Annotated in this window: 14 protein-coding genes and 5 pseudogenes; 4 read left to right on the top strand and 15 right to left on the bottom strand. The window is 56.6% G+C overall.

Annotated features, from left to right (window positions below; translation table 11 throughout):
* Positions 1–70 precede the first annotated feature (70 nt).
* Positions 71–1,527: pseudogene (locus tag FJV77_RS19850) on the top strand (MFS transporter).
* Positions 1,528–2,357: 830 nt separating this feature from the next.
* On the opposite strand, the gene FJV77_RS19845 reads toward FJV77_RS19850, so the two are convergent.
* From FJV77_RS19845 to FJV77_RS19830, 4 genes are all read right to left on the bottom strand, one after another.
* Entirely contained in the window at positions 2,358–4,697 is a 2,340-nt protein-coding gene (locus tag FJV77_RS19845) for a penicillin acylase family protein (RefSeq protein ID WP_063170375.1), read from the bottom strand.
* Between the two features lie 352 nt (positions 4,698–5,049).
* The gene (locus FJV77_RS19840) at positions 5,050–5,793 is read right to left on the bottom strand and encodes an amino acid ABC transporter ATP-binding protein (RefSeq protein WP_135921822.1); all 744 of its coding nucleotides are present in this window, start codon (positions 5,791–5,793) and stop codon (positions 5,050–5,052) included.
* 94 nt (positions 5,794–5,887) lie between these two features.
* Complete coding sequence (locus tag FJV77_RS19835) at positions 5,888–6,862, bottom strand: amino acid ABC transporter permease (protein WP_063170377.1); 975 nt, start codon at positions 6,860–6,862, stop codon at positions 5,888–5,890.
* Between the two features lie 60 nt (positions 6,863–6,922).
* Entirely contained in the window at positions 6,923–7,765 is an 843-nt protein-coding gene (locus FJV77_RS19830) for a transporter substrate-binding domain-containing protein (RefSeq protein WP_063169318.1), read from the bottom strand.
* Between the two features lie 458 nt (positions 7,766–8,223).
* Between FJV77_RS19830 and FJV77_RS19825 the strand changes: the two are divergent.
* Both FJV77_RS19825 and FJV77_RS19820 read left to right on the top strand, forming a co-directional pair.
* A pseudogene (locus FJV77_RS19825) lies at positions 8,224–8,601 on the top strand (alanine dehydrogenase); the annotation flags it as partial.
* A gap of 354 nt (positions 8,602–8,955) precedes the next feature.
* Positions 8,956–10,173, top strand: a complete 1,218-nt coding sequence (locus FJV77_RS19820) for a serine hydrolase (protein ID WP_063169320.1) — start codon at positions 8,956–8,958, stop codon at positions 10,171–10,173.
* A 505-nt stretch (positions 10,174–10,678) separates the two neighbouring features.
* On the opposite strand, the pseudogene FJV77_RS19815 reads toward FJV77_RS19820, so the two are convergent.
* Both FJV77_RS19815 and FJV77_RS19810 read right to left on the bottom strand, forming a co-directional pair.
* Positions 10,679–11,065, bottom strand: a pseudogene (locus FJV77_RS19815) (transposase); the annotation flags it as partial.
* Between the two features lie 269 nt (positions 11,066–11,334).
* Positions 11,335–12,990 carry an MFS transporter gene (locus FJV77_RS19810; protein ID WP_063169321.1) on the bottom strand — a complete coding sequence of 552 codons (1,656 nt, stop codon included), beginning with the start codon at positions 12,988–12,990 and terminating at the stop codon, positions 11,335–11,337.
* 581 nt (positions 12,991–13,571) lie between these two features.
* On the opposite strand from FJV77_RS19810, the pseudogene FJV77_RS32985 reads away from it, so the two are divergent.
* A pseudogene (locus FJV77_RS32985) lies at positions 13,572–13,738 on the top strand (IS21 family transposase); the annotation flags it as partial.
* A gap of 400 nt (positions 13,739–14,138) precedes the next feature.
* Here the strand turns inward: FJV77_RS32985 and FJV77_RS33310 are convergent.
* The 9 genes and pseudogenes from FJV77_RS33310 to FJV77_RS19765 all read right to left on the bottom strand — a co-directional run bounded on the left by FJV77_RS33310 (position 14,139) and on the right by FJV77_RS19765 (position 24,430).
* Positions 14,139–14,345, bottom strand: coding sequence for an SDR family oxidoreductase (locus FJV77_RS33310; RefSeq protein WP_199489648.1), 207 nt, complete (start codon positions 14,343–14,345; stop codon positions 14,139–14,141).
* Positions 14,333–14,614: pseudogene (locus tag FJV77_RS33305) on the bottom strand (SDR family NAD(P)-dependent oxidoreductase); the annotation flags it as partial. The pseudogene FJV77_RS33305 and the gene FJV77_RS33310, both read right to left, overlap by 13 nt.
* A gap of 27 nt (positions 14,615–14,641) precedes the next feature.
* The gene (locus tag FJV77_RS33300; protein ID WP_063169323.1) at positions 14,642–14,839 is read right to left on the bottom strand and encodes an SDR family oxidoreductase; all 198 of its coding nucleotides are present in this window, start codon (positions 14,837–14,839) and stop codon (positions 14,642–14,644) included.
* A gap of 739 nt (positions 14,840–15,578) precedes the next feature.
* Positions 15,579–16,472, bottom strand: a complete 894-nt coding sequence (locus tag FJV77_RS19790) for a polysaccharide deacetylase (protein ID WP_224570030.1) — start codon at positions 16,470–16,472, stop codon at positions 15,579–15,581.
* A gap of 145 nt (positions 16,473–16,617) precedes the next feature.
* On the bottom strand, positions 16,618–18,021 hold the full coding sequence (locus tag FJV77_RS19785) for an aspartate aminotransferase family protein (RefSeq protein ID WP_063169325.1): 1,404 nt from the start codon (positions 18,019–18,021) through the stop codon (positions 16,618–16,620).
* 13 nt (positions 18,022–18,034) lie between these two features.
* On the bottom strand, positions 18,035–19,513 hold the full coding sequence (locus tag FJV77_RS19780) for an NAD-dependent succinate-semialdehyde dehydrogenase (protein ID WP_063169326.1): 1,479 nt from the start codon (positions 19,511–19,513) through the stop codon (positions 18,035–18,037).
* A gap of 973 nt (positions 19,514–20,486) precedes the next feature.
* Positions 20,487–21,665: a Xaa-Pro peptidase family protein gene (locus FJV77_RS19775; protein WP_063169327.1), complete on the bottom strand. Its 1,179-nt coding sequence runs from the start codon at positions 21,663–21,665 to the stop codon at positions 20,487–20,489.
* 401 nt (positions 21,666–22,066) lie between these two features.
* Positions 22,067–23,215, bottom strand: coding sequence for a M20 family metallopeptidase (locus FJV77_RS19770; protein ID WP_063169328.1), 1,149 nt, complete (start codon positions 23,213–23,215; stop codon positions 22,067–22,069).
* Between the two features lie 36 nt (positions 23,216–23,251).
* The gene (locus FJV77_RS19765; RefSeq protein WP_063169329.1) at positions 23,252–24,430 is read right to left on the bottom strand and encodes an aminotransferase class V-fold PLP-dependent enzyme; all 1,179 of its coding nucleotides are present in this window, start codon (positions 24,428–24,430) and stop codon (positions 23,252–23,254) included.
* Between the last annotated feature and the right edge of the window lie 773 nt (positions 24,431–25,203).

Genomic DNA, 25,203 nt, shown 5'->3' with positions numbered 1-25,203 from the left:
GCATCCGACGTGTAAGAGGATCGTGTCGCGCGAAGTGGTTAAGCTTGGCGGAACCGAATCGGTCGGAGCAATGAGCAAAGCGGCGGGCGCAGATGCGGATGTAGTTTCGCCGAAGACGTTTGCGCCGCTCAGGAATACGACATTTCGCTCAATCTGGTTTAGCCTCTCAAGTCTCTTCCCTTGGCTGGCTGATGCAGACCGTTGCTATCAGCTGGCTAATGGCAACGGTTCCGACCTCCGATCTGATGGTTGCGCTCGAGCAGGCTTCGTCTAACCTGCCCGCTTTCATTTTGTCCATTTTCGCTAGGGGTTCTCGCCGACAACTTCAGCCGTCGAAGAGTCATGTTCGCCGGCCGATGCCTAATGGTAATAGCATCCGCGATGCTACGGCTTCAGTGGTGCTGGGCTTTATCGCCCCGTGGATGATCTTCGGCTTCAGCTTCTTGATCGCAAGTGGTGCCGCGCTCAACGATACCGCCTGGCAGGCTTCTGTTGGCGATATTGTGGACCGACGCGAAGTTCCCGCTGCCGTCACCCTCCTCTCCATTGGCTTCAACACTGCACGGACCGTGGGACCGGCGCTCGCGGCATCATGATTGCGTCGTTCGGACTTATGACGGCTTTCGCTATGTTTACACTCACCTATATGATCCCTTTGGTCACCATATGGCGATGCAAATGGAAGGTTCGCTCCTCACTTCTCCCACGTGAGTCAATGAGGACGGCCATCTATGACAGGCTGCGCTTCACAGCGATGTCATCGGAAATCAAGACGGCGATCGCCCGCGGAACCTTCTTTGGCCTGTCGGGCATCGCCATACTCGCACTGCTGCCATTGGTTGTCCGCGATCAGCTGGGCGAAGGACCGCTCGCCTATGGCACCATCATCGCCGGCTTCGGCACAGGCGCCGTCATGGCTGGCGTCGCCAACAGCCTATTAAGACGGAGCTTGTCAGAAGAGCAACTAATGACGCTGGCATGCGTCGCCTGTGCGGCGTGCTCCCTTTTTCTGGCACTGCCTCTTCCATTGCGAGCGGCGTCCTGTTTCCCCTTCGCGAGGGTCGCGAGGCCGAGCCCGACCCTTTGGAGGAATTCGACGCGCCGGCAGTCGCCCTCAGTCTCAAGCCGAGAAGCGGCCCCATCGTGGTCAAAGTCGAGTACCTCATACTCGTGGAAAATCTAGAAGAATTCCTCGCCATGCGCGGGTGCCGGCATGTACAGAGTCGCGTTGGTGCTCGGCACTGGACTCTCCAGCGCAACCTTCAGGAGCCTGTGCTATGGACGGAGACATTCCGTACGCCGACCTGGACCGACTACCTTCGCCTGAATCATCGCCTTACCGAGGCCGACAAGGAACTGGACGAGAGAATCATCCTCCTCCACAAAGGAAAGCATTCTCCACGAATAACATTGTCAATCGAGCGCCCCACGAGTGCTCCACGCAAGCCTGAGTCATCAACGCCTTTTTTCCCCCGCCATTCAACGAAACGGCCAGCGTGCCACCGCAGGCTGAATGAAGATACATAAGAAGGCACGTCAACTGCTAACCACATCGGGCGGGCAACAAGCATCGCCGCCTTCGGGTATATGACAGACAGAATGTAGCGGACTTGAAAAATGAAAGGCGCTCACCCACCGCCAACATTTCTCGGCTGGTTCCCGGCATTCAAGGTCCTGCGGCTATACGCGAAGGCGGCAAGCCGCGTTGAAGTCGTCGATATTCAGTCGCATCGAAGGACAATGACGTGTTGCCCTGATGCCACTCTCTGCGAGGTTAGCTTGTTTCTCGGATGAGGAGACAGACAATGGTCTGCCCCCTGAAAGGTCCTCCCTGAGGTATGTGTCCATTCTTGAACTCGGCTCGACAATGATAGCGAACCCTGTTGACCGTCGCACTGTCAGTCTCGAATCAAGTGCTCTCCTACAGCAGATGCGATTATCGCCAATGCGTACTGGTAGCGCCCGAAGCGCGCGTTATCGGCAGCCGCCGAGGGCCGTGATGCGGCCGCGATCGAGCCTTGTAGTAACAGACGCGCTCTCCGGTGGTCGGGCCAGCACCTTACCCCTCTTCCCTATGGCCCCAAGGCAGAGCAATTGCCAATGCGGGACATCCCGCTTCTAAGTCTCCTGCAACATTATTGGAGGCCGCGACGGCCCTGCTCGTGACGATCAGGGGTGGTCGCCGCACACCAGCGGGATCATTGCCCCACAAGCGCATCCAGATTCCGGCCGGGCGTTCCGCTGTCAATATCAAAGTCGGCCGGCGGGCGCTAAAGTGTCGATCCTCACCTTGCCGCCAGGTGAGTTCGACCGATATGTTCCTGCTACAATGGTAAGCGGCCTATACTGTCGCATCCTCAACAGTCAGCGGGAGACAGGACGACCCTATGTTCGAGCTCCCTCCGTATGGACTCCTCTGAATATAACAAGGGCTTGTATTCGCCCCGTTGCCAATCGTGATTGAGGTCACGATAATGACTTGAGATCGGAACACCCGACTGACCTGGATTGTTAATAAAGAGACTGTCATCCCATGACCCAACGTCCATGATTATCCGCACTGACGGTCCTTCTGAAACAGAGAATTGGCCGCTTCGGTAACTCGAAAAATTGAGCGTTGAGCTACTTCCGCCGAGGGCTATGGCGCCCAACGACCATTGTTCAGACGTCAGTGCCTGCAGAGGGTGGCGCAAATCAAGCTTATGTATACTGCCCCATGCCCATGAGGCAGAATCGTCGCCAAATCGACATATGCATTCACTCCAGGCAGAAGTTAGGGATTCCATTATGGAATGCTTCAACTTTTCACTAGGCTCTGCCTGTTCGAGCCAAGAGGCTATGGCCGAAGGCTGTAAAGGCACGAGCAGTGCCAACACTTCATCGTCAGCGCTTTCTAAGCGAGCTACTGTCGGGCCAAGGTGTTTGCTAAGCCAAATCTCAAAGAACGCGGCGGCTGGCGAACTCGCATCCAAATGCCGGTCCCAGTTAGAAAATAAGTGCAACGCAGGCATGTTTGCAACCGAACCGAGAAGAGTGTCTAGTTTCGCAAGAATACGAACTGCTATCGGCGAATACACCGAACATTGCAGCGACATGCAGTCCCGCAACGAGATCTTCTCTGATCGTGAGAGAGTTGTATGAAGGGTATCATGTCTGCTGCTGTCAGACCACTCGTAGCCAAAAGCAGGATGCGATCTACTCCATTCCTCCGGAACATTCATTGCGTTGGCAGTGGCGACAAAACCTTTGGCGGGGTTCATCTCGAACGGCCCATCGTCCGGTGACAAATACCCTTCCCATTCGAACCGACCGTCTCCTGGAACCGGAAGCAGGCCGTCCCAATTTCTTCGGACCGGAGCCGCACCTGACGGTTTCCACGCAATTACATTCGACGTGTCCGCATAGATGTGATTAACTGAAGGACAACCCCAGTTTGCTAGACTGGAGGTGTATTCTGAAAATGTCTTAGAGCGCATTACGGCCAAGCTGGCCATGTAAGGTGCCATGCCGGGATCCATCCATACGGTTCTCAGTGCGAAGGCGCGGTCTTTTTCAGCATTTTGGTTTAAAATGGGTCCATGGCGTGTGAACTGAAGCTTTACCTCCTGGTCGGTGTGGGCGCGAACTGGAATTTTCTCGTGTATAGTCTTCACCTGCTCCCAGGCCCCTTTATATAAGTATTTATTTCCCTCACTCTTGGTTTCGTAAACATAAATATCTTCTTGGTCAGCGCCGAAAATAGTCAGACCAAAGGCGGCTGTCCCGTTGTGACCCATGGAGATTCCTGGGATCATAGGCTCTCCAGCGCCAATTACATCGAGCCCGGGCATACTCAGGTGTACAAGATACCTGATGGACGGAAGGACGTGCTTGCGATGCGGGTCTAGAGCAAGGATTGGTCGCTCCGTTGTGGTTTTTGTTGCGGATATGGCCCAGTTGTTTGAGCCCTCTTGGAACACCGTCTGCATGATCTCATCACTCGGTGTTACGCGGGTCCAACGGTCAGCTTCCTGAAGACTTGCTGCAAGTCTTTCCCTCGAGAATGAGACGGGACAGATTGCCAAGCGAAAATCCTGCAGTACTCGATCTGTCATAAAGGCGAGGTCAAGGCCCTCCGCTGGTCGTGGCGCTATCGGAGGTGACAATTCTTGTCTCAACCTGTCGAGGCGGGTACCTCGTTCCACACCTGCCAATGCCATCACCCTGCAGCGCAGAAGCTCCGAAATCGCATTTCGGGTTAGTGAGTGCGTTCGCACGCGAACGACGTCTTCGGGTTTCCAATAGTCGGGAGTGTGACCGAGGAGGCCAAACTCGGGTGGCAAGGCAATCAAACCGTCATGGCAACTGTCTACGTAGGAATTGATCCCCTCGGCAAACGCTGAGCATATCTCTTCGGAATCCGGGCCGTACGCCTGCCATTCTGCACTCATGGCTCCGCGAAATAAAAAGAGACGCGCCGCCCGATCCTGCTCCAAATATCCGGGGCCAAAGTCTCGTGACAGGAGACCGAGACCTCGTTTGCGCGCAATATCAATTTGCCAGAGGCGGTCTCGAGCTGCATTCCAACCCTGCGCGAAAAATAGGTCGTGCAAGTTCTGAGCCTTGATATGAGGAACCCCCCATTTATCAATGTCGATCGTGACCTCACTCTTAAGCTTGTCGGAGCTGTGGCGGTCGAAGGTTATGTTCTTTAACATGTGTTGATCCGTTTGGTTCACCCAAAGATGGTCGGGAATCTGCCAGAGGACGACGTCTGCAGATTGTGGTCGGTTGCGGGCAGAGGGTTGAGGCCGCACTCTTGCAACCTGATCATGTGTGGCGAGCCAATCCTCAGCGCGCCTGGACGCGAACTGGCACGGTGGGCTGCGCACAAGCTCAGCGGGATCCTACTCTCGCGCTTCCGGGAACGAGGCGCTTGCCGAGAACGCTCTGATGTATGTCAGCCAATACGTACGAATACAATATCCGCACATGTTGTCTCGCTGGCCTGAGGCAACGCATTCGATACACAGTAACTCGGTCGAACGGCCTCGTTGAAGGATGGCTCCCTCAATGCGACAAGATCTGGCTGAGAAACAATTTCGTTCTTTCGTGCTGCGGGTTTCTGAAGAAGTCGTGCGGTGTACCCTCTTCGACGATCTCACCTCGATCCATGAAGATTACTCGATCGGCCACGGCGCGCGCAAAGCCCATCTCGTGGGTGACGCATACCATGGTCATGCCGTCGCGTGCGAGTCCGGTCACAGTCTCGAGCACTTCAGCGACCATCTCTGGATCGAGCGAGGAGGTCGGCTCATCGAAGAGCATGACTGCAGGCTCCATACAGAGGGACCGGGCAATTGCGACGCGCTGCTGCTGTCCCCCGGAGAGCTGAGCCGGATATTTGTTCGCCTGTTCGGGAATGCGCACGCGCTCTAGGAATTTAAGCGCGATCTTTCTAGCCTCACCCTCTGGAACGCCCTTTATCCACATCGGCGCCGCCATACAGTTCATCAGCACGGTCATGTGCGGGAAAAGATTAAAGTGCTGAAAAACCATGCCGACGCTTTTGCGAACTTCAGCTACGTTGCGCATTTTGTTATGTAACCTAATCCCAGTGACGGTAATCTCGCCATCCTGGTGCGCTTCGAGCCGATTGACGCAACGGATCAGCGTCGACTTTCCCGAGCCTGAGGGCCCACAGATGACGATACGTTCGCCCTTGCGGACGGTTAGGTTGATGTCAGTTAGTGCTCTGAAGGCACCATACCATTTGGATACATTCTTAGCTTCGATGACTTCGTCGCTCAATATTGCATCTCTCTTGTTCATTGGCGCATCTGTAAGTGCCTTGAAAATGGCCGAACCAACTTAGACGTCTTTTTTAGCTTGACCAATGAATTCACGATCATCGCTTCTTACTTCTGGCAAAATGGTCCTCGATCCGGGATTGGACCAGTTCCAGGCAGGCGGATAAAATCCAATAAATCATTGCCGCTGTTACTAGCATCTCCATAGTATGGAAGGTTGGCTGGCCGAGTGAGTGAGCTAGATACGTCAGCTCCCAAACGCCAAGAACCGAAACGAGAGAGCTGTCTTTGAGCATTGAGATGAACGTGTTTCCCATCGGGGGAATGATAACCGGAAGCGCTTGCGGCAGAATGATTCTGCGCATTGTGAGCGCAAAGCCGAAACCTAATGACCGGGATGCCTCCCACTGGCCGCGATCGATGCTGGCTATGCCCGAACGGAAGATCTCCGTCATGTAGGCACCACTGCATAGCGAAAGCGCCAACACGCCTGCAGGCACGGCATTAATAACGTAACCTACCTGGGGCAAGCCCATGTAGATCAGATAAACCTGCATGAGAAGCGGCAGACCCCGGAAGCATGAAGTGTAGAAGCTGACTATCGCGTAAGCCATGCCGTTGCTTGACAGTTTCGCAATCGCGCCGATTATTGCGATAGCCGACGCAAATAGCAGTGACATCGCTGATACGTAAACTGTAGTAACTACCCCCTGCGTAATTAGAAATGGCAGGTTTGCCCAAATAAATGGCATGCTTAAGTCAAATGCCGCGAAGAGCGAAAGGAACAGTAGCACCAACTCAAACCATACGATCCCGATTTGGATTTTGAGCGGGACAAAACCAATCAGCACGAGGTTGAGGCAGAACATTGCGGCAATTACAAAAGCGATCGCAATGCGACTGTAAAACTTCACTTGTGCGTGATCGCCAATCACGGGCCGTAGGAGTTCGCCCATCGTGGTGCCCGCTACGTTGAAGATAAGAAAAACCGCGAGCACAATTGCAAATATGCAGCCGATAAACCATGGCTTGTGGACGAGCACCTCAGATTCAACTGTATCGTGGTAAAGCATAAGCATTTTCTTCCTAAGAAGAGGCGCCCCCGGGAAGGGGACGCCCACGATTGTGTCATGTTATTTATCGACGCTGAAATCCCCCCCGAACCACTTGACCGAGAGTTTAGCAAGAGTGCCGTCATCCTTCATCTTCTTGACCGCGGCAGCGACCTTGTCGATAAACTCCTTATCGCCACGCTCGATTGTGACAGCGCCCGGGGCGTAGAATAAGGGATCGCCAATAACCTTCAATGGATAGCCAGATTTGATTGCCGCAGCCGCCGTCGTTCCTTCAGTAATGACGCCATCGAGACGAACACCATCGCCGAGGCGCAGGTCGTCAAGCGTAAGAGAGTTAGCACTTGGATAAGCCTTCACTTGGCCCGCTGTAAATTGATATTGTATTGGCTTAGCGCCGATCCATGCCGGTGTGAGCTTGTGATTGGCATACAAATCGCCAAGAGTTCCCGCTCGGACGCCGACGATCTTGCCCTCCAGGTCGGAAGGCTTCGTCGCTTTGCTATCCTTGTGAACGACAGCGACTTCGCCTTCGTAGAAGTACATGGCCGGGAAGGCGAATTTTTTGGCGCGATCGTTGGTCGGCGTCATTTGACCCATGGCCATGTCCCAACGCCCCCCCCACTGGCCTGCCTGAATGATATCCCAGCCCGGGGTCACGAATTTGATCTTCACGCCCAAGTAGTCCGCAATGCCCTTCGCGACCTCTACATCATCACCGTCGAGTTCATGTTGGTCGTTCAAGTGAGACAAGGCTCCCCAGTCGGACCCGACCGCTACCGTCAATGTCTGTGCCGCGAGCACACGATCAAGGACTTCGCCGGCGCAAGCCTTGGCTGACAAAGACATCGACGCAACCGCCATGGAGACTGCAACTACGACCGTCGTTACATGATTGTTCATCTATAGTTCCCTTTTTTCTCGTTCTTATTTTCTTGAAAGCTACCTTCGTCGCCACCGAGAGGAGTGTCTTAGCGGTGCGCCATTGCTCCCTGCTGATTGGACCCATCCCGGTCCGTCATTTAACGAACGACACCTTATCGCTCTGCATTGTTGGCATTCAGCGAAATCGAGTTCGATGATGCAGGTTTCCTGCGAACTACCCTTGGCTTTCGCCGGATCGCTCTGGCGATTTCACAAAGCACGGATACCCTGGCCTCAGAGAGGTCGGCGAACTCGCCAACTCGCTGGACTCCGAAGGCTGCAGATTGCATCGCCACAAGACGTCTTGTTTGGAAGGATCTAAACTGGACTGGCGCGTTGAATTACACCTTGCAGGGCTGACTCTGGTCACGTGGGAACTGCGGTCCAAGCCCCTCTCTCTCCCTAATCTCGACCTCCCTAATCTCGACCTCCCTAATCTCGACGACCTCTTCGCCGGCCGTGTGCGCACCCGCTACTCAACCGTCGGGGCGCTCGAGGAAGAATGCTTCTCTGCCGACATCGTGGTCGGGGCCGTGCTGATCGCCGGTGCTGCCGCGCCAAAGCTCGTCACCCGCGAAATGATGTCCGGCATGAAGAAGGGCTCGGAGCTGGTCGACGTCGCTATTGACCAGGGCGGTTGCTTCGAGACGTCGCATGCGACGACTCAAGCCGAGCCCACCTACGAAGGCGACGGCGTTATCCACTATCGCGTCGCCAACATGCAGAGTCGCCCATGCCATTTCGCGATTTCTTGCCTTGCGAGTTCGCACGTATCCCTCTGGGTCAACATCGTTGATAGACCAGAGAATTTTTGACTCATCGTAGCTCGGACAGCGGAGACGCGTTACAATTGTCAACCCGTTCGGACCCGGTTTAATCGAGATGTACTCGGCATACTGCGCATGATGGCTCATGCCTCTTGTAGCTGGAAGCGTTCGGCAAGTTAGGTCCTACTTGCCACGCGAGAGCGGGGCCGCAAGTATGCGCCGGCCGCAATACAACGCTGATTTGCTGCGTTGTCGAGGACATTTCGCATAGAATGCGCGCCTGCCGCTGCTATGATCATAACATGTTGTGATTTAGTCCAGTCCGAACTCCCGAGGTTGGGTCGCAACTCTCGATAGCCAGCTGGCGCCGGGGGCGCCTAGGCATGAAATTGGATCCCATGTATGACAGAATTCAAACAACGGCAAACCGTCGGTAACGCGTCGGAGAGCGTACTCGAATTCGACGGACAGCAATACCTGGACGGCCGTGCATCGGATCCTCGCGAATTTGGCTGGATGCGCGGTGCGCCGCCGCCGCCAGACAAGCGTGTAACATTCGAGAATGAAACTGTTTGGACCTTTCCTCAGCTTCGCTGGTCGCTATCGCATATGCGTGAGCTGCGGCCCACAGTCCAAGTGTGGCGAGGGCGGGGCGGACCGTCGCAGCTTGAGTGCAGCAACAGGTCTACCGAAATCGATGGGCTCACGTTCGTCGACATGGACGACCGCACCAACCGGTTCGAGGAGGCGCTATTCGACACCTACACCGACGGCATTTTGGTCCTGCATCGGGGGCGGATCATATACGAACGATACTTCGGCGCACTCGCGCCGCACGTACAACATTCGTGTCAGTCAATCACCAAATCGTATGCGGGCACCCTAGCCGCGGCGTTGGTGCATGAGGGCATTCTCGACGACAGGAAGACAATATCGCAGTTTGTGCCGGAATTACGAGGTACAGGGTGGGAAGATGCAACGCTCCGCCAAGTCATGGACATGCAAACTAACGTTGCTTTTACTGAAGATTACACAAGTGTAGACAAGTCATATAGATGCGAATACCTGCGTACCATACGAAAGGAAGGGGCGCACGGCAAATTTGTCTACAAAGGCGTCGATACCAATGTTATGGCTTGGGTTATGTCGCGCGCAACGGGCCGGTCGTTCGCACAACTGTTGGAGGAGCGCTTATGGTTGCCACTGGGCTGCGAAGAAGACGCCTATGTCGAGATCGACCCGACAAACGGTATGCCGAGGGCGCATAGCGGACTCAATGTGACGTTGCGCGACTTGGCGCGTTTCGGCGAGCTGATGCGATGTGAAGGCTCGTGTAATGGCAAGCAACTGGTTCCCGCGAGTGTTGTCTACGACCTTCAAGATCTCGACCACCCCGCCAAGCCGGACCTCCCATTCGGCTATACATACCGAAGCCAATGGTGGGTATCACACGACGAGCTTGATGCTATTGAAGGTCGGGGCCTTTACGGCCAGAACCTGTACATAGCGCCAAAGGCGGAGATGGTGATTGCGCGCTTCGGGTCGCACCCCGCTTGCGACCACATTGATCGGATTAGAAGGCCGCAGATGCAGGCATTGGGGAGGATGCTCCGCGCGTAACTTGATGCACTAGACGGTCACCGCGCTTGTTTAGGAATTTCCTGCAAATTCGCGGTTGAAGAACTGGGGCGCCTACGCCGAATTCCTGCGTTCGGCTAGGGGGCAATTGGCGCAAAAGGCCTGTAGACGCTGCTACGCTTATGAAGTAAATACCAGAAGCCTCGCTTCCCATATGCATAATGCAGACCGATCTGGCTCGCTTTTGCTGAGGAAACAATGATCACCGAACATTGCATATTGATTGGGGCCGTCGCGACTTTGTATTGCGAGAATGGAACCGGTGGACCTATTGTATTCTTGCATGGTGCCGCTTTCGGGCTTATCCGTCAGCTTGACCTGAAACAAAACCCAACCCAAACATCAACGAGACCCAGGATCAGACCGAAAAATGGCCGCCTTCAAATCGGAATGCTGGCCGGAATGAAATCGGAATGACTGGCCGGCTTCAAATCGGAATCGGTGGCCGGCTTCATCGGAATACGCAGGCAATGGTATCGGCATCAGTGGCAGCGCTCTTGCGCTGCTTCTGGACGGTGAGATCGGCGGTTACCTGGGAAAGCCGGGCGACCAGCGCCTTGAGCCGCTGCTGGGCCGCGCTCGGCGGCAGCGTCGGCTGCAGCCGTTTGACCTCGCTATAGCGGGCGATGACGGCGGCGTCGATCCTGTCGGTCTTCTCCAGGAAGCCCATCGCCTCGGCGAATCAGCGTACGCTCCTCGCATTGGCCATGCCGCAGGCTACTCCCAACTCCCACGACAGCAGGAAGGGAAGCCGTTCGTAGCCGCCACTGGCCTCCATGACGACGAGCTCGACACCATTGACCTAACACCAGGCAGCAAGCTCGGCTATGCCTGCCGCATCGTTGCGAAAGCGGCCCGCCGCTCCGCTCGGCACGACATGGGTATCGAGCCAGTCTTTCGAAACATCCACTCCACAGATAGTCTTGTTCACGGTAACCTGCCTTGTGCGTGCGATTGGAGCCAAGCGACTATTCGGTCGTACGTGACGAAGGCGAAGATCCCAGGCTCACCCACGGTTGTGGCCGGAGGGGTGTCGGGCGACTTCGCCTTGCTTCGAACCGGATGGCCATCCGGTTCGAGGCTCAGTCGCTTCCATCGCACAAAGTCCTCTGCGTGCAGATACAAGGGGTTAACCTCGAAGAGTCAGTGTCGGAGAAAATAACGTGCTGATTCATCGGACTTTAGGGCCGAGCTTGTTGGTCGCTCGATAAAAAGCATGATTTTAGGCGGAAGCTGTCCTGCATGCAATTTCAGCACTTGTTTACCCAATTCCTTGTCTGCTTCCGTGAGACGATGGTTCAGGCGAAGGTAGTCGGTCCAGGTCGGCGTGCGGAATGTCTCTATCCATTGCATAGGCTCCTGAAGGTTGCGCTGGAGAGTCCAATGACGAGCGCCGACGCGACTGTGCACATGCCGGCGCGCCCGCATGAGTTCCAGGAATGCTTCGCGATTTTCCTCGGGCACTAGGTACTCGACTTTGACCACGATGGGACCGCTTCTTGGCTTGAGATTGAGGGCGACTGCCGGTGCGTCGAAGTCCTCCAAAGCATCTGGATCGGATTCGCGGCGCTCGCGAAGGGGAAACAGGAGGCCCGTGGCGGCGACCAGCAGAAGGGCTCCAGCGGAGCCCTCCAGTGCCAAGGTCAGTGAATGGTTCTGGGCCACCGTGCCCCACACCCAACTGCCCGCTGCGATGCCGCCATCGATCAATGCATAGTAAATCGAGATGGTGCGCCCCACGACCCAGCGCGGGCTTGCCAGTTGCACGGTCACGCCGACCCCGGACCAGGCGGTGACCCAGCCCGCGCCACCCATGGCGAGTGCAATTGCCGCCACTGCAATCGAAGAAGTCAGCGCAAGCGAAAGGGAGCATGCCGCGCAGGCGACGCATGCGAGCGTCATCAGCCGCTCTTGTGACAAGCTCCGTCTGAACACGCTGTTCGAGATGCCGGCGAAGACGGCGCCTGTCCCGAATCCGGCCATGAGCGTGCCATAGGCGAGCGGTCCGCCTCCCAGCTGGTCGCGGACAACCAGCGGCAGCAGCGCGAGAATGGCGATGCTCGCCAGACCAAAGAGGGTTCCGCGAGTGATCGCCGTCTTAATCTCCGACGACATCGCCGTGAAGCGTAGCCCGTCATAGATCGCCGTCCTCATCGACTCACGTGGGAGAGGTGATGAGCGAACCATCCACTTGCAGCGCCATATGGTTACCAAAGGGACCAGATAGGTAAGACTGGTTACGGCGAAAGCCGTCATCAGCCCAAAAGAGGCAACTACTATGCCACCGAGCGCCGGGCCTACGGTCCGAACAGTGTTGAAGCCAACGGAGAGGAGCGTGACGGCGGCGGGAACGTCGCGTCGGTTCACCATATCGCCAACCGAGGCCTGCCAGGCTGGATCGTGGAGAGCGCCGCCGCATGCGATCAAGAAGCTGAAGCCGAGGATCATCCACGGATCGACAAAGCCCAGCACCACAAAAGCCGTCAGCATCGCAGATGCCAATACCATAAGGCACCGGCCGGCGAACATGACCCGGCGCCGGCTGAAATTATCAGCCAAGGCCCCGGCGAAGACGGATAAGATGAACGCTGGCAGGTTTGAAGAAGCCTGAACCAGCGCGACCATCAGATCGGAAGTCGAAATCGTAGCCATCAGCCAGCTGATGGCAACAGTCTGCATCAACCAGCCGAGCGAGCTGACCTGCGTGGCGAACCAGATTGAACGAAAGCTCGGATTTCTGAGGGGCGCAAATGCTCCTGGCGAATTTGGATCGGCGACTTGGTCCGCAAGACTGCTCATCAATCTAACTCTTGCCTATGAGCCAGTTTTACATTGCTCCGACAGCCAGCAGCCGCCCAACCCGTTGAAGGTCCGAATCGGCCAATGTGCGCAAATAGTTACAACGCCCGGCAGGAGATTGAACTCGCTGCCGGGCCGATGCGCCTTGGGAGGAGGCGTAGTTGGAACCTTTGTGAAGACTTGGAACCAGCCGCATCAGGCCAGCCTACACTTACAATATGAGGATCAGACCACTCCAGGATTTTAGTGCATTGAATGGGTACTCTTCCAGCAATCCTCGCCAACAAATGCAGGAGATCGGCGTCGAGCTCCTAAATCTGCATAATATCGGTGATTCGCGGGCGAGCAGTGCAGTGGGCACATTCTCCAAGCTAAACGCTGAACGGGCTTTTTGCTTCTCAAATCGCCATAACAGGGAGAGATGGGCAAATACTACTTCAATATGCTCCCAAGGACGCTGAGTTGACTGCAGCCTCAGCAGAGCTCTCCGCGTGCCTTTTTGCGGCTCCCCGCGGTGCTCGCGCCCGCCGCGCCTGCAAAGGCTTTCCTCAACAGTCGTTCAGTTCGAGCAGCCTTTGCCAACTCTGACTCAAAAGCTGCCCGACTGGATTGACGGCCTCAGCTTCTTCGGCGGGTCACTGAGGCGATCCGTCTGCTACAACCTGGTGTGGCCAAGGCGCTGTGGTTCGCGCCGACGCTGAACGCGACCGTTGCGACAATGACCGAGCAGTACGACACTGCCATATTGATCGCTGGGAAGCGCGCGAAGGGTAAATTCAACTTGCCCACCACCGCGATCAAATGTGCGCCGGGTAATGGCGCCGCTAACAGGATCGACCACCGGAACCGGTTACCGGCAGAGTCGGTCTGCATCCGGGAATTGCAGGGCCATCCTGTGTATAGGCTTAAATTGCGCTATTCTTCTCTACTGTGACAGGCGGGAGCCGCCGTCGACGGGGATCACTGCGCCCGAGACGTAGAACGCGTCGTCCGAAGCAGGAAGGCGATCACCGCCGCCTGCTCCTCCGGCGAGGAGACGCGCTCGAGCGGATTGGCGCGACCATCAGGCGTTGGTAGCTGCGTACGTGCAGCGCTCGAGTCATGTCGGTGGGGACCACGCCGGGCGCCACCGCATTCACGGTTATACCCTACAGGCCCTGCTCGCCGGCCTGCTGGAGCGTGAGATACGCGATCCCGGCCTTGGCCACCGAATAGCCTACCGTTCCGGGATAGCCCGTAAGCCCGAGGATCGAGCTGACATTAATGATCCGCCCGCCCGGCTGGCGCATCCGCGGCCGCAACTCGCGGGTCAGGCTGATGACTGCACGCAAGTTGATATCGATCAGCGGGAACAAAAGGCATCGTCAGTATCGGCGAGCGACTTCGAACCGCCAATGCCGGCATTGTTCACGAGGACGTCGAGCGTCTCGATCCTTGCGGCATCCAAGGCGGCCAGAACCCGCCCTGCGGCGTCGGGCATGGCCAGATCGCAGACGAGCGCCGTCTGGCCAAGGCCCGCAGCTGTGTCGTGCACTTTATCCAGAACATCCACTAGCAACACCCACGCCTCTTCCGAGCCAAGCCACGCCGCTGTTGCGGCACCGATCCCGCGCGCCGCGCCGGTGACGACGACAGTGTTTCTGACCGGAGCTTAGGCAAGGCTGCCTCCGTCGACCGTAAGCGCGGCGCCGATGGTGAAGCCCGCCGCATCGTCCAGCAGATAGCCGACAGCTGTCGCCACCTCGGACGGCAACCCCATTCGGCCCATCGGATGCGCAGCGATGATCTTCGTCCGGCGCTCGACCTGTGCCGCTTCTCCCCGGGCGAAGGCGACGCCGGCCTCGGCCAACGGCTGGCGATGGTTCCGGGGCAGACACAGTTTGCGCGGATATTTCTGCCGCGTGGTTCAGCGCCAGCGTGCGAGTCATCATCACAACCGCCGCCTTGGTCACCGAATAGATCGGCACGTCCTTCGAGGCCTGCAGACCAGCAGTCGAGCTGAAGAGCACCACCGATCCGCGGCCAAGCTCGCGCATCTGCGGGATGCAGCTTGCAGATTCGCCAAATGGCCCCGACGTTGAAGCTGAACATGGCTTCGTACCCTTCACGTCTATCAGCCGCTTCATCGCACCGTAATGCCAGCGGCCGCGACCAAGCCCTCAACCGGCCGGCCAAAGCTCTCGCGGGCGAGGTCGACCAGCCCTTCCAGCATCGCCGGATCGGTCACGTCGCAGACAACTCAACGGGCACCAGGACAGGCGGCCAGAGTTTGGTCCAGAGCCTCTTGCGACAGGTCAGCCAACACCAAATCCGCTCCACCCGCCGCCAGCAGTTTGGCACTGGCCGGGCCAAGCGCGCCACCCGCCGGTAATCAGCACCGTTTTTCCGGCAAAGGTCGTGTCAATCAAGATTGTAGTCCTCCTCCAAGATAAGAACTCCCACTGTACCCGCTCTGAAAGCGAATACCGGACAGCGGATGATCCGCGTCATTCCAAATCCATTGGTGACCGCCGCAACGGTCGAGGCGCAGGACGGCTTGCGCCGCCCCAAGAACACCGCACTCTACCGGCGTTCCTGTCTGAGAGTTTTCAGAGACATGAGGACGCACGCTCGGCGACCTGATGATGTGTGGCGAACCAAACGTCACCCTTTGCTTTGGCGCGTCGAATTAATTCTTCTACGATCCAGATCCGTGAGCGATATCCAATGACGTGTGGATGCAGAGTCAGCTGAAATAAATCGGCATCTTGATAGGCCCCTTCGAACTCCCGAATAAATACAGAAAGCACGTCGTCGACTGATAAATCTGGCCGTGAAGACCCATCGGGACTCATCCAAAGATAAGTGGCATCGTCTCGAATCCATTCGACCGGTATTTCAATCACTCCCGTGGGTTCCTCGTCTTCCAGCAGCTCATAGCAACTATCATCGGCCATAAGGGATGAGTCGTATGTCAATCCGGTTTCACGTATGATCCGTAGAGTTGCGTCGGAAAAATCCCAGGAAGGCGTTCGAATTCCCGTCGGGCGTTTGGAAGTGATTTTTTCAAGAGTGTCGGCACTCCTCATCATTAAAGAGCGCTCGCTCTCTGCGCTCAGTTCCGAGTTTAGCTCGTGTATCCAGCCGTGCATGCCAATTTCATGGCCTTCATCGACAACTGCGCGTTGCTCGTCTGGATACAACTGAGCGATCACAGCGGGAACGAAAAAACTCGCCGGAACGTCGTACTTTCTCAAGAGTTCCAAAGCCCGAGGCATCCCTCGTCGGCTCCCGTACTGACCCCAGGATAATCTGCTTAGCGATCGCCCTCCCCTGCGCAATTCGTTCGACTCATGATCGACGTCGAACGAGATGGCGAAGGCACAGCGTTTACCGCCGGGCCACATTGGTCTTAGTGCCTTGCCCGCTCTGACTTTGTTGATGCGCCGCCGCCAATGGCTTTCAGGCCATTCCCAGGGATTGAGTGCGGTCGAATTGGCCACCAGTTCCTCCTGAGCAGTGTCTGCATTGAATTCCGCCGAAAACTCAATGAGCGGAACGCGGCACCAGCTCAGCTGGCAGCCCCGCAAGCCGATCAGGCCGTCGCTTGAGTTTGCGCCTTGATTACGACAAGATGGCCCAACTCATTCAGATTTTCTCACTCTCGCGAACAAGCTCATCCATAACCGAGCGCACGGCGCTTTCTGCGATTGCAACAATCTCCTCCGCCTCAGCTTTGGTTGTAACCAGCGGCGGAGCAAAGCCCAAAATGTCCCCGTGCGGCATGGCCCGAGCGATAAGACCACGGTCACGGGCGGCCTTCGAGATTCGCGCACCTACCTTGAGCGCCGGATCGAAACGCTTCCGATTGTCGCGATCGGCAACGAACTCGATTGCGCCCATAAGACCGACGCCCCGCACTTCGCCGACGATCGGCAACTGCGCGAACCTCTCCTGCAACTGCGCCTGGAAAAACGCGCCGACGTCACGCGCATTGCCGGGGAGGTCTTCTTTCTCGACAATATCGAGGACCGCGTTGGCCGCGGCGGCGCCGATCGGATGACCAGAGTAGGTGTAGCCGTGCGAGAATGCCCCGACCTTGTCGGCTCCATCCTCCAGGACTTTATACACCTTCTCACCGACGATTGCCGCTGAAAGCGGGAAGTAGGCCGACGTCAAACCTTTAGCGATCGTGATGAGGTCTGGCTCGATGCCATAGTGCTGTGAGCCGAACATGGAACCGGTGCGGCCGAACCCTGTGATCACTTCATCGGCAATCAGCAGCACATCATGTTTTTTGAGGACCGTCTGTACCGCTTCCCAATAGCCTTCCGGCGGAGGCGTGATACCACCTGTGCCGAGGACGGGCTCGCCAATGAAGGCGCCGACGTTGTCCGGGCCGAGCCGCTCGATCAACTGATCAAGCTCGGCGGCGCGGCGAGCGGAGAATTCGCGCTCGGTTTCGCCCGGGGTTGCGCCCCAGTAATGATGTGGAACACCCGTGTGAACAATCTGCGGAAGTGGCAGGTCCATGTGGTCGTGATAAAAGCTCATGCCCGTCATCGAGCCCGACACGACGCTGCAGCCGTGATAGCCGCGTTCACGGGAGATGATCTTCTTTTTGGTCGGCTTGCCACGCAGGTTGTTGTAGTACCAAACAAGCTTGGCCTGGGTCTCGTTCGCATCCGAGCCGGACATGCCATAGAACACCTTGCTCATCTTGCCCGGCGCCATCTTCACAAGGCGATCGGAGAGGATCGCAAGCTCGTCGGTCGTGTGCGCCGCATAGGAGTGGTAATACGCCAAGCGATAGGCCTGACGCGAGATCGCATCGGCGACTTCCGTGCGGCCATACCCGACATTGACGCAGTATAGGCCGGCAAAGCCATCGATAAATTGGTTGCCATGCGCGTCCTGGATGCGGATCCCCTTCCCTGTCACCACGATCGTTGGGTCGCCGAGCTTGCCAGTGGCGAAATCTTTAAGCTGAGTGAAAGGATGCAAGACCGAGTTGCGGTCCTTTTCGGTGATCTCTTTGATGTTGATGGTCATTGAATGCTTCCTTTCAGGCCGCGATGTTGCCGATGCAGAGGTATTTGGGTTCGAGATATTCGATAAGACCGTGCCTTGAGCCCTCGCGACCAAGGCCGGATTGTTTCCAGCCGCCGAACGGAATGCCCGGCCCCGTAAATTTTGGAGTATTCACGGCAACCATGCCATATTCGAGCCGGTCGGAGAGCCGCATGGCTCGGTTGAGATCTTGGGTATAGACGTAGGCCGCAAGTCCCATCTCGGAATTGTTGGCTCGCGCGACCACCTCCCGTTCGTCGTCGAAGGGCAGGATTGCAGCGACAGGTCCAAACGTTTCGTCCTTCGCAATCACCATGTCATCGGTCACATTAGCAAGCACGGCCGGCGTGACGAAGTTCCCGCCAAGCGAATTGTGCTGTGCGCCTGCTACCATTCGAGCCCCGGCTGCTAGAGCCTCAGAAACCTGGTGCCTGCATTTGTCAGCACCAGACGTCTTTGTCATCGGACCGATGTCGACACCTGGCTCCAATCCGTGCCCGACCTTTAGTTTACTGGTGGCCTCGGCAAATTTTTCCGTAAAATGCTCGTAAATCTCTCGCTGCACATAAATCCGGTTTGCCGCGAGACAGTCCTGACCGGATGTCGCGAACTTGGCTGCCATGCAACCGGCGACCGCAGCGTTGATCGGCGCATCGCCGAAAAGGATGAAAGGAGCATTGCCGCCAAGTTCGAGCGAGACTTTCTTCACTGTCTTCGCGGATTGCTCGAGAAGGATTCTGCCGACCTCGGTGGAGCCCGTAAAAGAGAACGCACGCACGTGGGTATGCAACAACAGCCGTTTGGCAAGTGGCGGAGCTTCGCCCGTGATCACCTGAAACACGCCGGGCGGAATGCCAGCATCCCCGGCAAGGCGGGCAAGCGCGAGGGCCGACAGTGGCGTTTCGGGTGCCGGCTTTACAATCATTGTGCAGCCAGCGGCCAGTGCAGCTCCAGCCTTTCTGGTGATCATTGCCGCTGGGAAGTTCCATGGCGTAATGGCGACAGTCACCCCGATCGGCTGCAAATGCACGGCCAGCCTGCTTGCGGGGAGATGGCTGGGAATCGTTTCGCCGTAAGCCCGCTCCCCTTCCCCTGCAAACCAATCTAAAAAGCCGGCAGCGTATGAAACTTCGCCGCGGGCTTCAGCAATCGGTTTTCCTTGCTCGGCCGTTATGATGACAGCCAGGTCTTCGGCGCTCTCCCGCATGCCTGCCGCCCATTTCCGCAGATATGCACCACGCTGTAACGGAAGCATGTCGCGCCACTTGAGGAACGCTGCTCTTGCGCAATGGACCGCGTCGTCAACGTCGGCGTCTGCGCAAGCCGCAACTTGAGCGATCTCGTCACCGCTGGCAGGATCAAACACGGCAAGAGTATCTGATTTGGAGAGCCAGGCGCCGTTCAGATACGCATCACCACGCAAAAGGTCTGGCCGTTTGAGCCTGCGTAATGCCGTGATTGACGTACCCCTCATCTAAGACTCCAATGGTATGCTGATGCCTTTAGGTTATTGCTGCCACAGCGCCGATCGGCAGCGCAGTTGATGCCCCTTTAGCTGCATTCCTGCAAACAGCAGCCAATTCGCGTAGAATTGGACACGGCTCACAACTTCACTTGCCAGGAGGCTTAGCGACCGCGAGCGAAGGTCGCGCTGGTCGCCGGCGGCGCGGAAAGTAGTTGGTTCCAGCGCCGATCTCCCGATCCCGAGTTCCCGATCTGGCCTCGTGGCATTAAGTTCTCGACCGACACCGATCAGGCGCACTGACGCAGGCGCAACCGCCTCGAATCTTAGACGGAACTCGCCGCAAGGCTACTTTCGTCCGGCACTGTGCAGGGTGACCGCGACCGCTTCAGACACGATGGCATCGCGGACGACTTCATTCGGAAGGAGGTCTTGGGGTCCCGAAATTGAGGTCCCCGCGATAACCCAGACATTCACTTGGTGAAGTGGTGAAGTCGCACGAAACAGCAGAAAAGGATGAAGCGAGCCCCGGGCAAAAGGCGAGCTTCGCTGCCGAGCCATCTATCGGGAACAACGTGTGCTGATGTCGCGACGTGTTGCACGGACGGGGCGGACCATACTCGCGTTCCCACCGGCGCGCAGGGTTGGCAAGAGCCCGCTTCAGGCGCGCGTAAACTCGTCCTCAATGCTCCTCAAAAGCTAAGTCCTCTTGCGTCATCCGCGCATTTGTAGAATGGGGCAACGTTCACGCCGCGCTCGCGTCACAGGTGGCTCATTTCGGCCTACGGATCTTAATCTCCGCTGATGCAGAGAACTCATGTGCTAGGCGAGATTCTCCTGTCCCAGAGGTTGGGCATGCCGCACCTCTCAGACAGCGCCGTCCTTAAGCTAGATCCGTTCATCCGCTCGCCGCAGAAACAAATTTCAACCGGCTTCGAACGGACCCAGTGAGATCGCAAAACGATTTGGGTCACATCCAAATCACCTAGTCCACGACGATCAAGCGGCGATCAACATCTGCCAATCGCTCACCGCCCCTTTCGGTTACAATAAATGATTCAGAGATGGCGGCGCCGAACCCTTCGAGCCTAACCCCCGACTGAAAATGGAAGCACATTCCTGGTTGTAGGATGGTCTTGTCGCCCGCGCGAATACTAACCGTGCGTTCGCCCCATTCCGGCGGGAAGTTGAGTCCGATTGAATAGCCGGAGCGGCCTATCTTGATATACCCGTTCCGCTTGAGGATATCTTGCCACACCGCATTAAGCTCCTCAACGACGGTACCAGGCTTTGCCATCTCGAGCACAGCATCCCCGCCTTCCACTATAACCTCAGCAAGACGCGAGACCTCTGCGGGTGGCTTTCCGATGTGGACGGTGCGGCACAGCGGCGCACAGTAGCGGCGTCGGGTGGCGCCGAACTCCATGAGAACCAGGCCAGAGGTCGGCAAGGGCTCCTCGGTCCAACTGAGGTGCGGAGCGTTCGTTTGTTCGCTAGTCTGGATAAGAGGAGGACCGCTAGAGTCGCCATATTTACCGTCCACCCCTCGTGTCTGGGCCCGGTACACCTCCGCGACGACCTCATGTTGCGGCACTCCAGGCCTTAGGTTAGCGATTGCCGTCTGCATCGTATGCGTTGCAAGGTGGCCCGCTTCTCTCATGTAGACTAGTTCAAGGTCAGATTTTATAAGCCGTGCCCAATTGACTAATTCGCGGCTATCAGAGAATTTTGCATTCGGAAGGCCTTTGACGAGATGTTGATGTGCTCGGGCAGTATAGAAGTGGGCGTTAAGCTCGACACCGATTCGATCAGATCCCCAGCCGCGCGAATTGATAAGCTCGCAAAGATCGTCAAATGGATGTAATTCTGGATGTTGAAGTCTATGATCGGAAAATGAGCTTATATTTTCTCTAGGCAGATCCGTCGTTATATAAGCGGAATTTACATCGACGAAACGTCCGAACCAGAGGGGCATGTCCGACTGGAGATGCACTAAGACCACCTGAGGCACGTAGAACGAATAGCCGTCAAAGCCGGTAAGCCAATACATATTCGCGGGATCCTGGCAGATCAGCAAGTCCAGCCCCGCTCGCTCCATCCGCTGCTTCACGTCATGAACACGACGCCGAAACTCCTCGGGCGGAAATGGCTTCTCATATTTCATCTCGTCGAGTCCTTCAAAACAGGCATTCCTCGAACGGATCAGGCATTCGTCCTGTCCGCATACTTTCTCTTCGTATCACGTCACAAGAGGCTGTTTTCCCCGAGGATTTCTTCTTGTCGCGGAAAATCTGCATTTCCTAGGCACTTGCCGTACGTTATCCGCATATGAGCGCCAAATTTTCGGTGGCTCTGCGTCTCCGGTGGAAGATCATGCCCTCCCTATGGTGAAGACGCACTCTGCCTGTCGCAACAGAATTTCAAGCACGGGCGGCAAGATCTACGTGGGAAGCGCCGACGAGACCAGCGAAGATCGGGACGTTGCGGCCGCCACGCTCATGCAGCATCCGGGGCGTCCGCGGCCCAATGGACGGGGTTTGAGCACCCCCATCAGGCCGGCCACTCCTAATATGTGAGCATGATTCTCTGGTACAAATCAGCAGCCTTGGTCAGTTGATCGATTTCAACGAACTCGTTGTTCGTATGGGCTTGGGCAGTACGCCCGGGTCCGATAATCACACACGGGATCCCAGCCAATGACAGCTGATTTGCATCCGAGCCGCCGGTGGCTCCCTTCTGCTCTCCGGTCCCCGCGACGTGGGCACAAGCCGCTCCTGCGACTGCTGCAATTTTGCTCGACCCGGAACTGATTGGAGGCGGGTCTTCCAATGCGGGAAGCAATGACCGAACATTGATCTTGTCTTCGCCCTGGCGAAGGCCTTCCAGTATGCTTTCTACCTCCGCCAACGCGTCCTGCGGCCGCTCCCCGGGTATGAGACGCCGATCGACCCAGATACGGCATACCGGCGGTACAGTGGTAAGTTCCAAACCTCCTTCGATGAGGCTCACGGTCAGCTGTGATGACCCTACCAATGGGTGCTGCGCCCGAGACACAAGGGATCGATGGTGCTCATCAAGTGCCAATACCACCTTGGCCATGCCCGTGATCGCGTTCACTCCGAGATGAGGCTTCGACGTATGAGCCGGTACACCCTGAACCTCGATTTGCCAGCGGACAGAACCCATGTGAGCTACAACGAGCTCTAATTCGGTGGGTTCACCGACTACCGCACCCTCATAAGCGACACCGGAATCGGCTATAGCGCGGGCGCCAAGTTTGCGGTACTCTTCGTCAATGCTGGCTGCCACAACAACCGTGGCCCGGGGCTGCCGTTCACCAAGTGAGCTAAGCGCAATCAACATAGCTGCAAGTGAGCCTTTTGTGTCGCAGCTACCTCGCCCATATATTCGCCCGTCCCGTTGCTCACCCGAGAATGGATCTGATTCCCACCTATCGATAGGAACGGTATCCATATGAGCAATGAATAGAATACGCCTATCGGGTTCTTTCCCAGGTACCCAGGTCAGGAAATTCGAGCGACCATCGGCCACCTCCTGTATCCCGTAAGCCAGCTTCCGCTCCTTGCAAAAACCCTCGAGGAACTTGGCTACACCTTGCTCTCCACTACCTTTTGGCGACAGCGATGGATTGATGCTCTCGATCTTTATAAGATCTTGGAGAAGTCCGATAGTCTCGGCGCTCTGGGTCGACATGTACTCTCCTGTGTGCATGAACTAGCCGTGTCGCTCTTACTTCGACCAGCTCTTGGCCAGATTGATTACGCGATCGACTTCATCGGCGGTGTTGTAAAGATGCAGGGAAAACCGGAGCATGCCTCTGCGTATTGAGACGATTACCCCGTTCTTCGTGAAATGCTCGTGAAGCGACCGAATGCGGGCGTCGACTGGGCGCCCTTCAACAAGATCGCTGGAATCGCCAACGGCTACGATACTTCCAGTGTGAGCGCCTGGTGGCCCGCCGCAGACCGGAAGCCCGATATCTAAGAGACCAGTGGCCATACGTTTTGCGAGTGAGGTAACGCTCTGGTCGATCGCCTCGGTTCCGATATCAAGTAGCTGGCCCATTGATGCATATGCAGCCAACATGCCAGGGAAGTTGTAATGCCCGATATCAAAGCGGGGCGCGCCAGAGCGCAACTTTACAAAACTAGGTACCGGAGCTGATTCTGGCGCGTTTCCGAAATCTACGCTGAAGCGCGCAAGATAGGCCGGGCTCAGCCGATCGGCCCATTCTTTACGGCAATATAAAAAACCCGATCCATAAAGACCCATCAAACCCTTCACAGTGGACACTGCTACACCGTCTACGCCAAGTCGATTGACGTCGGTGTGGAGTATCCCAACAGATTGCGTCGCGTCCGCCAAAAGAAATGCACCGTAGTGCCTACAGGCTTCGGATATCTGCTCCATGACGGTCCGAAACCCCGGAACCATCGTCACCGTCGCCAAGGCAACAACGCGGGTATGAGAATCAATCGCCTTTACGAATGCATCAGGGGGAATTGAGCCGTTATCCGGCTCTACGACTCGCAACTCGACATTGTAGCGGTCTCTGATCTGAATCCATGGCAAGATATTATTTGCGTGTTCCAATTTTGGGCATAGAACGACGTTGTCTCCATCTCTCCAATCGATCGCATTAGCGATGATGTTGATGCCTTCCGATGCATTCTTGGTAATTGCAATTTCATCGTGATCTGAATTGATAAATTGTGCGAACCTAGCGCGAGTACGCTCGACGTGTTCGAGCATTCTTTCTTCGTCGTTTAGGCCATGCAGCCGATTGTTCAAATGAGGCTCGATTGAAGCCAATGTTGTGCTTGATATGAGGCCCTGGTTCGCGACATCCATGTAGATGGCGTTTGCTGTGGCTGGAAACTCCTTTCGGAGGATGTCCAAGGGAAGCATATGGCTTTCTCTCCTGGGAGTGCGGACGGCGGTTGAGCTACCTTGTTCAGGCGATCGTTCCGGCAAGGGTAAGAATGCCGCCAGACTGGTCTGCGCTGACCTGCCCATTTTACACGGTGCTCGTGCCGACTTTGGTCTAACATTCGGTCTCCCACGCCGCATTCCTGCGCCAAACCGCGATTCACGCAGAGATCGCGAGCCATTCTCGCGGATCACTGAAGCGTCTCGACGGAATGCAGCTGCAACAACTGCCTCACGAGAGATCAATTTGGGTAATTCTCAGACCGCGGATAGGGCTTCTTACCAGTGCTTGGAGCGACGTTAGCCTGACTGAGCCGACGACCTTCTCCTCCAGCCCCACACCCATGCGGATCATAGTTCACTCGCGGCCGACGCGCGAGGGCCGTAAGGCATCCGAAAGCCGGGGCCGGTTCATAGCCTGACTCTCATGGTCTCCGATTTATGCTGCAACGCCGACACCCTTGGTGATGTCGCTCCCTAACACGCTTGCCTCGAACTGATGCGAGCGTGCTGCAACTCATGTTTTCTGCGCCTGAGCAACGAGATCGGTAGGATCTTTTCGACCGGGGATCGCCCCCACCCGATCGAATCTGCCGTTCTTGCGCTGGCCCGCAACTGCTCACCAGCAACGCCCATCGATTCAGCGGCACCCCTCAGATAGTTATACTATGCCGGTATTGTGCGCAGATGGCGAAAGAAACGCCGATTTTCTGCGACTTGGACCGACTTTAGCGCCGAGAGGGCGTTTGGCA

Origin of the sequence: Mesorhizobium sp. WSM4306 (assembly GCF_007003975.1) — a bacterium.
In the GTDB taxonomy this organism is placed as follows: Bacteria; Pseudomonadota; Alphaproteobacteria; order Rhizobiales; family Rhizobiaceae; genus Mesorhizobium.
The sequence above is the reverse complement of the archived record's forward strand: the minus strand, read 5'-3'. Positions and strand labels throughout refer to the sequence as shown.